17 protein-coding genes are annotated in these 13,786 nt (G+C 65.9%); 5 read left to right on the forward strand and 12 right to left on the reverse strand.

The features are described from left to right. Positions 1-121 precede the first annotated feature (121 nt). The 3 genes from modC to modA are packed head-to-tail and all read right to left on the reverse strand — an operon-like array spanning position 122 to position 2,711. Positions 122-1,216: a molybdenum ABC transporter ATP-binding protein gene (modC, locus tag AB4099_RS20380; RefSeq protein WP_441479391.1), complete on the reverse strand. Its 1,095-nt coding sequence runs from the start codon at positions 1,214-1,216 to the stop codon at positions 122-124. Then, a complete protein-coding gene (gene modB / locus AB4099_RS20385) occupies positions 1,213-1,911 on the reverse strand; it encodes a molybdate ABC transporter permease subunit (RefSeq protein WP_441479392.1) in 699 nt (232 codons plus the stop codon). The genes modC and modB overlap by 4 nt, the downstream gene beginning before the upstream one ends. Next, positions 1,908-2,711, reverse strand: a complete 804-nt coding sequence (gene modA, locus AB4099_RS20390; RefSeq protein WP_441479393.1) for a molybdate ABC transporter substrate-binding protein — start codon at positions 2,709-2,711, stop codon at positions 1,908-1,910. The genes modB and modA overlap by 4 nt, the downstream gene beginning before the upstream one ends. A gap of 128 nt (positions 2,712-2,839) precedes the next feature. Between modA and AB4099_RS20395 the strand changes: the two genes are divergently transcribed. Together AB4099_RS20395 and tsaA are read left to right on the forward strand one after the other, a co-directional pair. Next, a complete protein-coding gene (locus tag AB4099_RS20395) occupies positions 2,840-3,046 on the forward strand; it encodes a TOBE domain-containing protein (RefSeq protein ID WP_441479394.1) in 207 nt (68 codons plus the stop codon). A 5-nt stretch (positions 3,047-3,051) separates the two neighbouring features. Further along, positions 3,052-3,525 carry a tRNA (N6-threonylcarbamoyladenosine(37)-N6)-methyltransferase TrmO gene (gene tsaA / locus AB4099_RS20400; RefSeq protein WP_441479395.1) on the forward strand — a complete coding sequence of 158 codons (474 nt, stop codon included), beginning with the start codon at positions 3,052-3,054 and terminating at the stop codon, positions 3,523-3,525. Here tsaA and AB4099_RS20405 read toward each other — a convergent pair. The 5 genes from AB4099_RS20405 to AB4099_RS20425 form a co-directional block, all read right to left on the reverse strand. Beyond that, positions 3,522-4,040, reverse strand: coding sequence for a cupin domain-containing protein (locus tag AB4099_RS20405; protein WP_441479396.1), 519 nt, complete (start codon positions 4,038-4,040; stop codon positions 3,522-3,524). The genes tsaA and AB4099_RS20405 overlap by 4 nt on opposite strands. 53 nt (positions 4,041-4,093) lie before the next feature. Then, positions 4,094-4,885: an ABC transporter ATP-binding protein gene (locus AB4099_RS20410; protein ID WP_441479397.1), complete on the reverse strand. Its 792-nt coding sequence runs from the start codon at positions 4,883-4,885 to the stop codon at positions 4,094-4,096. Between the two features lie 7 nt (positions 4,886-4,892). Continuing rightward, positions 4,893-5,885: an ABC transporter substrate-binding protein gene (locus tag AB4099_RS20415; RefSeq protein WP_069882686.1), complete on the reverse strand. Its 993-nt coding sequence runs from the start codon at positions 5,883-5,885 to the stop codon at positions 4,893-4,895. A gap of 68 nt (positions 5,886-5,953) precedes the next feature. Further along, entirely contained in the window at positions 5,954-6,778 is an 825-nt protein-coding gene (locus AB4099_RS20420) for an ABC transporter permease (protein WP_084651665.1), read from the reverse strand. Next, positions 6,775-7,626 (reverse strand): IclR family transcriptional regulator, encoded by an 852-nt coding sequence (locus tag AB4099_RS20425; protein ID WP_441479398.1) that lies wholly within the window; start codon positions 7,624-7,626, stop codon positions 6,775-6,777. Before AB4099_RS20425 ends, AB4099_RS20420 begins: the two co-directional genes overlap by 4 nt. Before the next feature lie 117 nt (positions 7,627-7,743). Between AB4099_RS20425 and AB4099_RS20430 the strand changes: the two genes are divergently transcribed. Continuing rightward, entirely contained in the window at positions 7,744-8,442 is a 699-nt protein-coding gene (locus tag AB4099_RS20430) for a hypothetical protein (RefSeq protein ID WP_113519141.1), read from the forward strand. After that, positions 8,442-9,221, forward strand: coding sequence for an SDR family NAD(P)-dependent oxidoreductase (locus tag AB4099_RS20435; protein ID WP_113519119.1), 780 nt, complete (start codon positions 8,442-8,444; stop codon positions 9,219-9,221). The genes AB4099_RS20430 and AB4099_RS20435 overlap by 1 nt, the downstream gene beginning before the upstream one ends. A gap of 121 nt (positions 9,222-9,342) precedes the next feature. On the opposite strand, the gene sseA is transcribed toward AB4099_RS20435, so the two are convergent. Next, complete coding sequence (gene sseA / locus AB4099_RS20440; protein WP_113519118.1) at positions 9,343-10,200, reverse strand: 3-mercaptopyruvate sulfurtransferase; 858 nt, start codon at positions 10,198-10,200, stop codon at positions 9,343-9,345. A gap of 39 nt (positions 10,201-10,239) precedes the next feature. After that, positions 10,240-10,956, reverse strand: coding sequence for an alanyl-tRNA editing protein (locus tag AB4099_RS20445; protein ID WP_441479399.1), 717 nt, complete (start codon positions 10,954-10,956; stop codon positions 10,240-10,242). Between the two features lie 199 nt (positions 10,957-11,155). On the opposite strand from AB4099_RS20445, the gene AB4099_RS20450 reads away from it, so the two are divergent. After that, positions 11,156-11,953, forward strand: a complete 798-nt coding sequence (locus tag AB4099_RS20450) for an SDR family NAD(P)-dependent oxidoreductase (protein ID WP_441479400.1) — start codon at positions 11,156-11,158, stop codon at positions 11,951-11,953. Here the strand turns inward: AB4099_RS20450 and aac(3) are convergent. Both aac(3) and AB4099_RS20460 read right to left on the reverse strand, forming a co-directional pair. Then, complete coding sequence (gene aac(3) / locus AB4099_RS20455) at positions 11,922-12,770, reverse strand: aminoglycoside 3-N-acetyltransferase (protein WP_441479401.1); 849 nt, start codon at positions 12,768-12,770, stop codon at positions 11,922-11,924. The two genes, AB4099_RS20450 and aac(3), sit on opposite strands and share 32 nt — an antisense overlap. A gap of 58 nt (positions 12,771-12,828) precedes the next feature. Beyond that, positions 12,829-13,743, reverse strand: a complete 915-nt coding sequence (locus AB4099_RS20460; RefSeq protein WP_441479402.1) for a LysR family transcriptional regulator — start codon at positions 13,741-13,743, stop codon at positions 12,829-12,831. Between the last annotated feature and the right edge of the window lie 43 nt (positions 13,744-13,786).

A 13,786-nucleotide genomic window follows, 5' to 3' on the forward strand; every position in this document is an offset into this window, starting at 1 on the left:
GTTGCGCGACCAGTCTAGCCGGCTTCGGTCAGGCCTGCATCGTCGTTTCCCGCCGCGCAGCCATATATGCCGAACTATAGCGCAATGGCACTGCCAGCCTCTGGCGTGCAGCTGGACATTGTCAGGGTGCGTCGACCGAGACGCTCTTGATGACCGCAAAGATCGGGCTGCCCGGCTTCAGGCCAAGTTGGGTCACCGATTTCGTGGTCAGCCGGGCAACGAGCATGACGCCATTGCAATCGATGCGCAGGTCGATGGCAGCTCCGTCCGTTCCGCGCTCCATGCCAATCTCGACAATGGTACCATGGAGCACATTGAGCGCACTGATGCCTTCCAGCGGCTTGAGGCTGAGCAGCACGTCGCTGGCGAGAATGCGGACGCGCAGCCGCGCTCCCGCGCGCAGGCCGGGGCGTGAGACAAAGAGGCGGCCTGCCTGGGTCGACAGCGTTGCCAGGTGATGGACAGGGTCGAGAGCCGTGACCTCGGCGTCGAGAACGGCGCTCGCCTCCGGCGCTCCAGGCAACATTGCGACATCGAGCCGCGACATCACCTCTGCCGTCGGACCCGACGCTTTGACCAGGCCCTGGTCGACGATGACCAGGTTCGTCGCAAGGCGTGCGACTTCGGCTGCCGAATGCGAGACATAGACGATCGGCAGGCCCATCTCGTCACGCAACCGCTCGATATAGGGCAGAATCTCGGCCTTGCGCGCTTCGTCGAGCGAAGCGAGCGGCTCGTCCATCAGGAGCAGGCGCGGCCTTGCCAGCAGGGCTCGGCCGATCGCCACACGCTGCTTCTCGCCGCCGGAGAGCCCCGCGGGGCGGCGCTCCAGCAAATGGCCAATGCCGAGCAGTTCGAGCACGTTCGCAATCTCGGTGCCGTCATGGCCCTGGTGCCGGGCGAACCAGCGGCCGAAGAGCAGGTTCTGGTGGACGGTGAGATGCGGGAACAGCCGCGCTTCCTGGAAGACATAGCCGATCCGGCGGCGATGTTTGGGGACGAAGATGCCGCGGTCGGTATTGACCAGGGTTTCGCCGGCGACGACGACCCGGCCACGTGTCGGGCGGATCAGGCCGCCGATGACATTGACCAGAGAGGTCTTGCCCGAGCCGGAGCGCCCGAAGAGAGCCGTCAGTCCGCCATCCGCAGTGAAGCGGGCGTCGAGCAGGAAGTTCCCGAGCCGATGCTCGACCGCGATATCGAGAGCCGGTGTCATTCGATCGCGATCCGGCGCCCGACAAAACGCGCCATCGCCTCGGAGGCAAACAGTGCGATGACGGATATGGCAATCGAGATCAGCGTCAGCCGCATGGCTCCGGCCTCGCCTCCCGGCACCTGCGTGAAAGTGTAGATCGCCGAGGGCAGGGTCTGGGTCTCGCCGGGGATGTTCGAGACGAAGGTGATGGTTGCGCCGAACTCTCCCATCGCCTTGGCGAAGCTCAGGATCATGCCGACGACGATGCCGGGCAGGCACAGCGGCAAGGTCACGGCGAGGAAGACCCAGAGCGGACTGGCGCCAAGGGTGCCGGCGGCATCCTCCAGCTTATGATCGACGGCCTCGATCGAGAGCCGGATCGCGCGCACCATCAGCGGAAAGCCCATCACGGCGGCGGCAAGCGCGGCACCGGTCCAGCGGAAGGAAAGGACGATGCCGAACCAGTCATAGAGGAACTGCCCGATCGGGCCGCGCCGTCCGAACCCGATCAGCAGCAGGTAGCCGGTCACGACGGGCGGCATGATCAGCGGCAGATGCACGAGGGCGTCCAGGAGCGACTTACCCCAGAAACGGCCTCGCGCCAGCAGGAACGCGATCGCGATGCCGATCGGCAGGCTCGCGATCGTGGCCGTCGTTGCGACAAGCAGGCTGAGCCTGACCGCCGTCCACTCCTCGGGGGACAGCCAGTCGCTCACGAAGAGCTGGCAGCCTTGTTCAGCACCGTGAAGCCCTGCTTCTCGAAGGAGCCCTTTGCCGCGGAGCCGCGCAGATAGGTCAGGAAGGATTGGGCGTCAGCATTGACCGAGTCCTTCGTCACCGCGACCGGATAGATGATCGGCGGGTGCGAGTCCTCGGGGAAGGTGGCGACAACCTTGACCTGCGGGTCGGCGGCGGCGTCGGTGGTGTAGACGATGCCGAGCGGTGCCTCGCCGCGTGAGACCAGCAGCAGGGCGGCACGAACGTTGTCGGCCTGTGCCACCTTGTCCTTGATCTTGTCCCAGCCGCCGAGCTTCTCGAGCGCAGCCTTGCCGTATTTGCCAGCAGGCACGGAATCGACATTGCCCATGGCGAGCCGGCCGGAGCCGAGCACGGTCGCCAGATCGACGCCAGGCCTCAGCTCGACCTTGGTAGCCGAATCCTTGGCGGCGATGAGCGCGATCCGGTTGGCCAGCAGGCTGACGCGGGTGTCAGGCTTGATCAGGTTCTTCGAGGCCGCGTAATCCATCCAGTCGAGATCCGCCGACATGAAGATATCGGCCGGCGCCCCCTGTTCGATCTGCTTGGCGAGCGCGTTGCTCGCGGCATAGGAGATCTTTGGCGCGGGCTTGCCGCTTTCCTTGACCCAGTTCGCCGCGGCCTCGTCGAGCGCATTCTTGAGGCTCGCGGCCGCGAAAATGACGAGCTCCTTGCCCTGTGCCTGGGCCGGTCCGGAGACAGTGGCCATTCCGAAAAGGAAGGCTGCGGCAAGGCCGAGTACGTGGCGGCGGGTTGTCATGGTCGCGTCCCCTCGAAATCGCAATCGCTGTGCATCGTGGAATATAGCGATCGTTGCGTGGCGTCGAGAGCCGTGTCAATCACCATGCCTGAGGGGATGGCCCTTCGGACCTGCTGAGGAGAAAGCTCGTGAAGATCAGCGCCCGTAATCAGCTCAAGGGAAAGATCGTCGAGATCACGAAGGGCGCGACGACCGCCCATGTGCGCATCGACATCGGCGGAGCGATCGTGACCTCGGCCATCACCAACGCAGCGGTCGACGAACTCAAGCTCACGGTCGGGCAGCAGGCCTATGCCGTGGTGAAGGCCTCCGACGTGATGGTCGCGATCGACTGATCGCGATGGTGCGCGAGAACGAGGTCGCGCCGCCCGTGGCGAGCGATGCCGGGCTGGTCTTCATCGGCCGCCTCCGCACGCCGTGGACGTCCCGGTTGACCTGCCCGCGCCAGGGGCGGGCCGATGGGCCGCTCTGCCGGATCGAGCTGTTCGAGCCCTGGGATGCGGCGCTTGCCGGTATCGAGCGCTTCGAGCGCCTGGAGGTGCTGTACTGGCTGCACCAGTCCCGGCGCGACCTGGTGCTCCAGAGCCCAGCAAGCGACGGGCAGACCCACGGCACTTTCGCGCTGCGCTCGCCCGTCAGGCCCAATCCGATCGGCACCTCGATCGTCACGCTGGCGGCCCGGGAGGGGGCGGTACTGCTGGTCCGTGGGCTCGATTGTCTCGACGGGACGCCGCTGCTCGACCTGAAGCCCGACCGCACGCTGTTCACGCCGATCGCGCCCGCTCAGCCCGGCGATTTCGAGGTCGGCTGTTAGTCTCGGGAGCTGCCGCCCGGTGGGTGCTTGTGGATCGGGTCGATCCAGTAGACCTCTTCCGGCGCCTCGACCGGGTCGACATCGGTGATGTTGACCACCACGGCCTCGTTGTCGGAGCGCACCAGCACGCATTCGAGCGGCTCGTCCGGATTGGCGTTGATCTCCTGGTGCGGCACGAAGGGCGGCACATAGATGAAATCGCCCGGCCCGGCCTCCGCCACGAATTCGAGCCGCTCGCCCCAGCGCATGCGGGCCTTGCCGCGCACGACATAGATCACGCTTTCCAGTGCGCCATGATGATGCACGCCGGTCTTGGCATTGGGTTGGATCGAGACCGTGCCGGCCCAGATCTTCTGCGCGCCGACCCGGGCGTGGTTGATCGCAGCCTGACGGAACATGCCAGGCGTCTGGGCGGTGTTGGGATCGAGCTTGTCGCCGGTGATGACGCGCACGCCGTCATGTTTCCAGCGCGGCTCGTCATGGTCGTGCGAATGCGGGTGATCGTGTTCGGCCATCGGAAGGCTCCTTCCCTCCGGGAGGCTAGTCCGATGGGCGTCGCTGGCAAGCCTCAATACTTAATCACGCCAAAACGCCTGAAGGCGTCGTGGATGCGGTCGGCATAGGCGTTGAAGCTCGGGTAGTCGCCGAGATGGGCGGGGCGTGGCCGCGGCAGCTCGATTGCGATCTCATCGACGATGCGCCCGGGCGTCGGCGACATCACCAGCACGCGGTCGGAAAGGCCGATCGCCTCGTCGATGCTGTGGGTGATGAACACGACCGTCTTGCCGGTTTCCAGCCAGAGCATTTCGAGGTCGTGCCGGATCTGCGTGCGGGTGATGGCGTCCAGCGCGCCAAAGGGCTCATCCATCATCAGCACCGAGGGATTGTGGATCAGCGCCCGGGCGATCGAGACGCGTTGGCGCATGCCGCCGGAGAGCTGTTTCGGATAGCGATCGACCGCATGCGAGATGCCGAGCTTGGCGAAGAGATCGAGTGCACGCTCGCGTGCCGGCGCCAGCGGCAGGCCGCGGATCTCGGCCTGGAGCATGACGTTCTCCAGAGCGGTCCGGAACTCCAGCAGCAGGTGGTCCTGGAAGACGATGCCGATATCGGTGAGTGGCTCGGTCAGTGTCCGACCGTCGACCAGCAATTCGCCTGCGCTGACCTGCATCAGGCCGGCCGCCATGAGCATGAACGTGCTCTTGCCGCAGCCGGAAGGGCCGATCAGGCTGACGAATTCGCCGCTCCGGATATCGAGGGTGAGACCGTCGACGGCGGTGAAGCCGCCGAAGGTCTTGATGACGCCGCGCCCCTGGATGGAGGCGGCGCCGGAACCCGAGCACTGGGTCGCGAGGCTCATGGAGACCTCAGGAACAGGCCGGTGCCGAGGCCGGCAGCAGCTCGGTCGAGTAATAGTCGGTGATCGGCTTGTCCTTGGGCAGGCCGAGATATTGCGTCAGCAGGTCGAAGCTGACGGTCCAGTTCTTCTCCGGCACCTTGCCGAGCGACGTCGCTCCCGGTGCGCAGAGCAGCTTGTTGACGACGTCGAACTGCGCGAGCACCTGCGCCTTCTTCACCGAAGGGAATTGCGCCACCACGGCATCGGCCGCAGCGTCGGGGTTCTTGCGGGCGGCGTCCCAGCCCTGAAGGCTCGCCTCGACGAATTTCTTGAACAGATCGGCATCGGCCTTGATCCGGTCGTCGCGCGCGATCATCGAGAGGCCGACGGTCGGCACGCCGACATCGCGATAGAAGATGTCGCGCACCTTGAAGCCGCGCTCGCGAATCTGGATCGAATGGAAATCGGCCCCGCCGAGGATGGCGTCGACCTTCTTTTCCAGCAGCGCCCCGACAAAGGCGCCAGGATCGATGTTGATGATGTCGAGCTTGGTCTTGTCGATCTGGTTGCTGGCCAGGATCGCATCGAGCAGCGTCGTCTGGGCGGTGCCGGGCTGGACCGCGACCTTCTTGCCGATCAGATCCTTGGGCGAGGCGATATTGCTCTCCTCGAGCGAGATGATGGCAAAGCCGTTGGTCTGCAGCACCGGGGCGATGATCTTCACCGGTGCGCCCTTGGTGCGCAGCTGCATCGCGGCCGGCGCGTCGGCGAAGCCGATATCGGTCTGGCCGGTTGCAACCATCTGCGCCGTGGTGCCCGAGCCCTTGCCTTCCTCGATGGTCAGGTTGATGCCGGCCTTCTCGTAGAGACCGAGCTGCTTGGCCATCATGAAGCCGGCATTGGGCGCTGCGGCAAGGAAATTGAGCGTGATCTTCATCGGCTTTCCCGCGCTTTGGGCGAAGGCCGTCGTTGTGCTGAGCGCGATCAGTGTTGCGGCGGCGATGAGACTGCGGCGGTTCATGTTGGTTCCTCCCATGATCATTGTCCGGTGCCCTGGTTGGAGCCGGGCATTTCTTGGTCTTGGATAGGTCAGCCCTTTCGCTGCCAGGGCATCAGCAGCACTTCGAGCCCGTCGACGAGATAGCTGAAGACAATGCCGACGAGGCTGAGCGCAACGAGGCAGGCGAAGATCAGCGGCATGTCGAGGAAGCTGGTGCCGCGCAGCAGCAGATAGCCGAGGCCGGCATTGGCGCCGACGAACTCGCCGACGATGGCGCCGGTTGCGGCGAAGACGGCAGAGACCTTCAGGCCGGAGAAGATATAGGTCAGCGCTGCCGGCACCCGGACATAGCGGAAGGTCTGCCAGGCCGAGGCGCCCATCGAGCGGGTCAGGTAGAGCACCCGCTCGTCGAGCGCCCTGAAGCCGGTCATGCTGGCGACCAGTGTCGGGAAGAAGCAGAGCAGGAAGGTCAGCAGCACCTTCGGGAACAGGCCGAAGCCGAACCAGACGACGAAAAGCGGCGCGATCGCGATCTTCGGCACAAGCTGGAAGAAGACGATGACCGGGTAGATCGCCTTCTCCAGGATCTTCACGGAGACGATGATGTAGCCGAGCGGGATCGAGATCACCGCCGCCATCAGGAAGCCGAGCACGATCTCGTTGGCGGTCACCAGCGTGTGCTGGGCGATCAGGGCCCGGTCGATCCAGAGCCGCTCGAAGAAGGCGCTCGGCACCGGCAGGATGTATTCCGGGATGCCGGCCATCGGCACGAACCACTGCCAGGCGAGCAGCAGCACGGCAAAGCTGGCGAGGGGCCAGGCGATGGCGGAAACCCAGGCACGCGCATGTCCGGTGGCCGGAACAGATGTCGCGGAGGACGCCGCGGCAGGCGCGATGGCGCCGTCGTTGCTCATGCCTGGGCTCCTGTCTGGAGAAGGGGATTGGGCCGCCCATTCAGCGAAGGGTTATGCAGTGAGGAGCTCTGGCGACGGCGCAGCGGCCAGATCTCCGCCATCTCGGCCGCGGCCCTCTCTAGGGCGTCGGCAATCGCACCGTGGCGCTCGGCCTGCATCCGGGCTGCGGGGCCGGCGACGCTCAATGTGCCGGCGATCGGCGCCTCTGTGCCTGGCCCGGAGCGGAAGGTCGTCGCCATCGCCACCGTGCCGATTTCGCCTTCCTCCACGGCGAGCGCAAAGCCGCGCCGGCGCGTCTCGGCGAGATGGCTGCGCAAGGCTTCGACGCCGGTGACGGCGTTCGGTCCGGTGCGGCCCTCGGCCTGAAAGCCGCGCGCGCAAACGATGCGAAGCGCCTCGTCTTCGGGCAGGGAGGCGAGCCAGGCTTTACCGGTCGCCGTGGCATGCAGGACGATCTCCGAGCCCATTGGCGGCTCGTAGCGCAGGCCGGCGGTCGCGCCCTGCGAACGGGCGATCCAGACCAGATTCTCCCCTTCGACCACGGCCAGGCGGCAATACTCACCTGTCGCCTGGGCGAGCCGGTCGAGCACGATCTGACCGGCATCGGGCAGGTGGCGAAGGTCGAGATTGCGGAAGGCGAGGAGCGAGAGCTTCAGGGTCAGCGCGTAGGCGCCACTTGCCGGATCCTGCGCGACAAAGCCGCGCTCGGCGAAGGTCGTCAGCAGACGGTGGGTTGCGCTCGCCGGCAGGTCGAGCCGCTCGGCAAGCGCGCCGAGATCGATGCCGGCGGGTTCTCCCGACAGCATTTCCAGCATCTTCAGCGCGCGGTCCACCGCTGCGATCGTCACCGTTCCACCCTTAATTTCTTCTTTTTGGAATAGCATTCCATTTCGGAATTTGATTTCGTATATGAGCCGGGACAGGCCGAGTCAACGGGCCCTGCGATGGCTGGCGAGGGAGCGATCATGAGTTTGGCGGGAGAAGGGGCGGTCGCGATCTGGCACGACATCGCCCCGGAAGGGCGCGAGGTCTTCTATGCCTGGCATGGCCAGGAGCATATGCCGGAACGCGTCGGCATTCCGGGATTCCTGCGCGGCCGGCGTTATGCCGCGATCGAGGCCGGTCTCGAATTCTTCAATCTTTACGAGGCGCTCAGCGTCGAGGTCCTGAAGGGACAGGATTATACGGCACGCGTGAATGCGCCGACGCCCTGGACCCTTGCCGCGGTGAAGCATTTCCGCTCGGTCGCCCGCTCGATCTGCCGGGTGGCGCATAGCGCCGGGCCGGCGCAGGGTGGGCTGATCGCGACGCTGCGCTATGATGTGCCGGAGGCCCAGGCGGCAGAGCACAAGGCAGCCTTGCTTCGGCAGTTCGTTCCCGATCTGCTGTCGCGACCAGGCGTCGCCGGCGTGCATGTGCTCACCGCCGATGCCGAGGCGAGCGGCGTCGCCACCGCCGAGCAGAAGGCACGCGGCGTCGCCAATGCCGTCCCACGCTGGGTGCTGCTGCTCGAAGGCTGGGGAGACGAGGCGGAGTTCGTTAGCCTGGCCAAGGCTGAGCTGGCAGCTGAGAAACTCACGGCGCTTGGCGGCGAGGGGCCATTCGATCTAGGGCTCTATCGTCACCAGATCACCCGAACCAAGACTGCCTGGAGTGCGGGCTAATGACTGCGACCTACGACTTCGGCGGGCGCCGCGCGATCATCACCGGTGGGGCTGGTGGGCTCGGGCGTGGCATGGCCAAGGCGCTGATGGATGCCGGCGCCGAGGTCGAACTCTGGGACATGAGCGCATCGGCGCTGGCGCAGGCAAGGTCGGAACTCGGCCCAACTGTCAGCGTCCGTGAGGTCGACATCACGAATGTGGCGGCGGTCGAACATGCCGCCGATACCGTCTTTTCCGGCGGCCGGGTCGATATCCTCGTCAACAATGCCGGTGTGCTCGGCGAGGTCAAACCGGTCTGGGAAACCTCGCCGGAGAATTTTCAGCGCGTGCTGCAGGTGAACCTGTTCGGCGCCTATCTCGTGACCCGGGCGGTCGTTGGGCGGATGCGGGCACAAGCAGCGCGCCACACCGCGCAGAACCCGCATCCGCTGCGTGGCCATGTCGTCAACATTGCTTCGATCCAAGGCAAGGAAGGCATGGCGATGGCGGCCGCCTACAGCGCCTCCAAAGCCGGGTTGATCGCGCTGACCAAGAGCGTCGCCAAGGAAACCGCACGCGACGGCATCATCGTGACTGCGCTCACGCCGGCCGCTGCCGAGACCGCGATGGCCAAGGAAATCTCGGCCGAGCGCCGCGCCGACATCCTCGGCCGTATCCCGATGGGCCGCTTCGTCGAGATCGAGGAGGTGGCCAGAATGGTGCTCTGGCTCTCCTCCGACGAATGCTCCTTCTCGACCGGTGGCATTTTCGATCTGTCAGGCGGCAGAGCGACTTACTGAGTCAAGCTCCAGCGTTTTCTCAGATCATCGGATCAGATCTCGTGTCCGGTCCGATGATCCAGCCTTCTGCGTTTGCGCCGGCTTTCCCAGAAAACCGCAATCCAGTTTTCCGGCCGATGCGTTAGCCCTTCCTGGCCGGCCCGGTTGCGATCGGGCGGTCGCTCGCGCCCCATTCAGCCCAGGACCCGTCATAGATGGCGCGCGCCGGCTTGCCGATGGTCTCGAGCGCGGTCGAGAGGATTGCGGCCGAGACGCCGGAGCCGCAGCTGGTGATCATCGGCTTGTCGAGATCGACGCCAGCCTCGGTGAAGGCGGCGGCGATGGCCTCCGGCGAACGGAGCCTGCCCTCGGCGATGATCGCCGGGAAAGGCAGGTTGAGCGAACCCGGCATATGGCCCGAGCGCACGCCGGCGCGCGGCTCTGGCGCCTCGCCGCGGAAGCGGTCGGCCGGACGGGCGTCGACGACCTGGATCGCAGCGCCATTCAACGCACGCTCGACATCGCCGGCATCGGCCACGGCGGAGTGGTCGAGCCGCGCAGTGAAGGTGCGGGCGGCGCGGGCACGCGGCGGGCCTTCCTCGATCGGGCGGCCTTCGGCCTGCCATTTCGGGAAGCCGCCTTCGAGGATGACGACGTCCTTCGCCCCGAAGGTCTTGAAGGTCCAACGCACGCGCGCGGCCGAGAACAGGCCGAGCCCGTCATAGACGACAATGCGCATGCCGTCGCCGATGCCCATGGCGCCGACGGTGGCCGCGAAGGCATCCGGCCGCGGGAGCATATGCGGCAGATCGGACTTGGCGTCCTTCACCGTATCGATGTCGAAGCGCACCGCGCCTGGAATGCGCCGTGCGGCATATTCGGCGGCGGGATCGCGGGCATGCACGGGGAGATACCAGGAGCCGTCGACCACCACGATATCGGGCGCGTTCAGGCGCTCGGCGAGCCATTCGGTGGAGACGAAAACATCGTTGCTGGCCATGGTTGGCAATTCCTGCTGATGAGGCGAAGTCTGGTGGGTTCAGGCAAGCGCGATGCGCACGCGCCTGTTCTGCTTGCCCTTCTTCTCGATATCGGTGATCGCGACAACACCGATCTCGGAGGTGTTGCGGACATGGGTTCCGCCACAGGGCTGGAGATCGATGCCCTCGATCGAGACCAGCCGCACACGCCCGGATCCACGCGGCGGCTTCACCGACATGGTCTTGACCAGGCCGGGATTGGCGTCGAGCTCCTCGTCGGTAATCCAGCGCTCGCTGACGGCGGCATTGCGGGCGATCAGCGCGTTCAGCTTCTCGCCGATCTCCGCCTTGTCGAGCCCGCCTTCCGGAATGTCGAAATCGAGACGGCCGTCGCCATCGCCGATCGAGCCGCCGGTGACGGGGAAGGGCAGCACGACGCTGAGCAGGTGCAGCGCCGTGTGGATGCGCATGCGCTTCAGGCGGCGCTCCCAGTCGAGCAACAGGGTGACGGTGTCGCCGGGCTGAGGAGCAGCCTGGCCTTCGAGCGGCACATGGATGACGCGGCTCTTGTCCTCGGGGTCGTAGATCGTGGTGCCGATGGCGATCTCGCTGCCGTCGGCGAGGCGGATCCGCCCGGCATCGCCCGGCTGGCCGCCGCCGGTGGCGTAAAACACCGTGCGATCGAGAACGATGCCGCCGCGCTCGTTCAGTGCTTCCACCTTGGCCGGGGTCTCGGTCAGGTAGGCGTCCTGGCGGAAGAGCAATTCTGTCGGCATCGGTCGTGGTCCTGATTCATCGGCGGCTGGCGCTGCGGCCGGCAGACTGCACCGATTGCGTGGCGTGCGCCACATGCCATGACGCCGTGTGGGGATTGCAGCGATCGAGGCGCTGCAGAAGCGGGACGGACAGGGCGGCAAGGTTGCGCCGATCACTTGCGGGGCTGTATGTCCGGGGGGCCTCTCGTCCGGAGAAACCATGTCATTGCCGCGCATGCAGCCGCAGGACGGCGTCGCCTGGGTCACCGGCGCGAGTTCCGGCATCGGCGAGGCCGTCGCACTCGAACTGGCCGCTCGCGGCTGGACGGTGGCGATCACAGCGCGACGGCTGGAACAACTCGAGGATCTCGCACGACGCGCCACCGGATTGCCCGGCCGCATCGTTGCCCATGCAGGCGACGTGACGGATGCCGCTGCCATGCGCGTGGTGGTCGATGCCATCGAAAGCGTGCATGGGCCGATCGCGCTGGCCTTCCTGAATGCCGGCATCGCGCCTGCCACCCGACCCGGCGTGTTTGATATCGCCGCTCTCGAGGCTGCCCTGGCGGTCAACACCCTTGGGGCAGCCAAGGGGCTGGCCGCTGTGCTGGAACGGATGAAGCCGCGGGGGCGTGGCCAGATTGCGGTCAACGCCTCGATCGCCGGTTTCGGCGGCCTGCCGAGAGCGGCCGCCTATGGTGCTTCCAAGGCTGCGACGATCTACCTGTGCGAGGCGCTGAAATTCGACTGCGACCGGCTCGGCATTCGTCTTCAGGTCGTCAATCCGGGCTTCGTCGATACCCCGCTGACGCGCGGGCACGATTTCTCGATGCCGTTCCTGATGACCGAGGCCGTTGCAGCAAGGCGCATCGTCGACGGCTTCGCGCGCGGCGGCTTCGAGATCAGTTTTCCGCGCCGGCTGTCATGGGCGGTGAAGCTGATCAACCTGTTGCCGTACCCGGTCTATTTCCGGGCGATCGGGTGGTTTACCGGCCGGGCGAAGCGAGAGCAGGCGTAGGCTGCCCGCCGAAGCGGTCTTCCAGCCAGGCGACGCCGAAACCTGTGATTGCGGCAGCGTCCACGAGGATGCTTGCTGCGGCGCCGATCTGTCCCTGCCGGCCTTCTCCGGAGGCGAGGAATGCACTGACGATCTCGGCAAAGTAATCTTCATCGAGTCCGGCGACGATGGGATCGCCCGTGTCGAATTCCTCGATCATGCGCCACAGCGTGCCGGATGCGGTCGCGAACGGGACTTCCCGGCGCAGGATGCGCTTGCCCGGGATCTGCGCGAGGTGTTCGGCGTGATGCAGCAAGGTCAGCGTATCGCGGGGCACGCCGACCATGAGAACCTTGCCGCCGATGGAGACGAGCTTCGCCAGCGGAGAACCTTCGCCGTAGCCATAGTCGAGCGGGTGATCCTGCGTGATCCAGTCCGCCCTGGCACCGAGTGCTGCAACCGAAGCACCGGGATTGCCACTGCGCTTCGCACCGGGGGTGGTGCGCAGGAATTCCGGCAGCACGCCGTTGTCGCGAATGGCGCGTGACGAAGCCGGATCGAAGGGCGGGAGATGCGCGCGCCAGGTTTCGGGAACGCGGCCCTCATCGTCGAGCAGGTCGTCATAGGCGCCGTCCCAGTCGGTATAGGCCAGCAGCGTCCCCTGAGCGCCGATTGTGTCGAGCAGGGCGCCGATCAAGGCATCGGGACCGTTCAGCAATTGCCCGACGCGGCTCATCGCGGCATGGACCATCACGCTGTCGCCGGGCTGCAGGCCGAGGCGCTCGAGGTCCGCCCGCAGGGCTGTGCGGGTGAGGAGGGCGGGGAATGTATCCGACATGCGAAATGATCCGGCGCTGACTCAACGTCATGGCCGTGGCCGAGGATTGTGGCGCGTTTCAGATCGTCCGGCAGGTTTTGACGATAAGATCGACGAACCATTGCATCGCCGGATTCGAAGTCGCGCGCAGTCCATGCACGAGATCGATCGCGAAAGCCGGAACCTCGTAGGGAAGGGGAAGGATCGCCACGCCTGCCACGTCGGCAAAGCGCCGGGCGATTCGCTCCGCCATGGTCGCCACGAGATCAGTCCCTGCCAGTACAAAGGGCACCGCCACGACATGCGGAAGCGTGACCGCGACCCTGCGCTTGTGTCCATGTTCCGACAGAATGGCATCGACGGCACTCGGTGAGCCATCGCCTCCCGTCGACGAGAACAGGACATGGGGCAGGCGCACGAAATCAGCACGGTCGAGCGAGATGCCGGGAGCGGCGCGGGATGCATCGCGAACGCAGGTGAAGCGCTCCATCAGCAGGAACTGCCGGGTTGTGCGGGAGGAGACGGGCAGATGGCCGCCGATCAGGGCATCGACCTCGCCGCGTTCCAGCCGCGCCAGGCTTTCGACTGCATCGGTGATCGGACGCACGGTGAGATCGACCCCCGGCGCGTCGCGCCGCAGTGCTTCGACAAGGGCCGGCACGATGACGAGGTCGCCGTAATCCGTCACCGCGATGGTGAAATGCCGCCTCGCCGAGCGTGGATCGAAGCCCGGCCCGGAATCCAGCGTTCGGCGAATCTGTTCCAGCGCCTCACCGATCGGCCTGGCCAGGGCAAGCGCCCTGGCCGTCGGCTGCATGCCTTCGGCCGTCCGAACGAGCAGGTCATCGGCGAACAGGGCCCGCAGGCGGGCTAACGCGCTGCTCATCGAGGGCTGCGCCAACCCGATGCGCTGCCCGGCACGGGTCACATGGCGCTCCTCCATCAGAGCCTCGAAGGCGACGAGGAGATTGAGATCGATCGAAGCTAAATTCATGGTGGCGATTATGGTCATGGCAATAATCGATTTCCAAGATGGG

The sequence above is a fragment of the Allobosea sp. 2KB_26 genome (assembly GCF_052115715.1).
GTDB lineage: Bacteria > Pseudomonadota > Alphaproteobacteria > Rhizobiales > Beijerinckiaceae > Allobosea.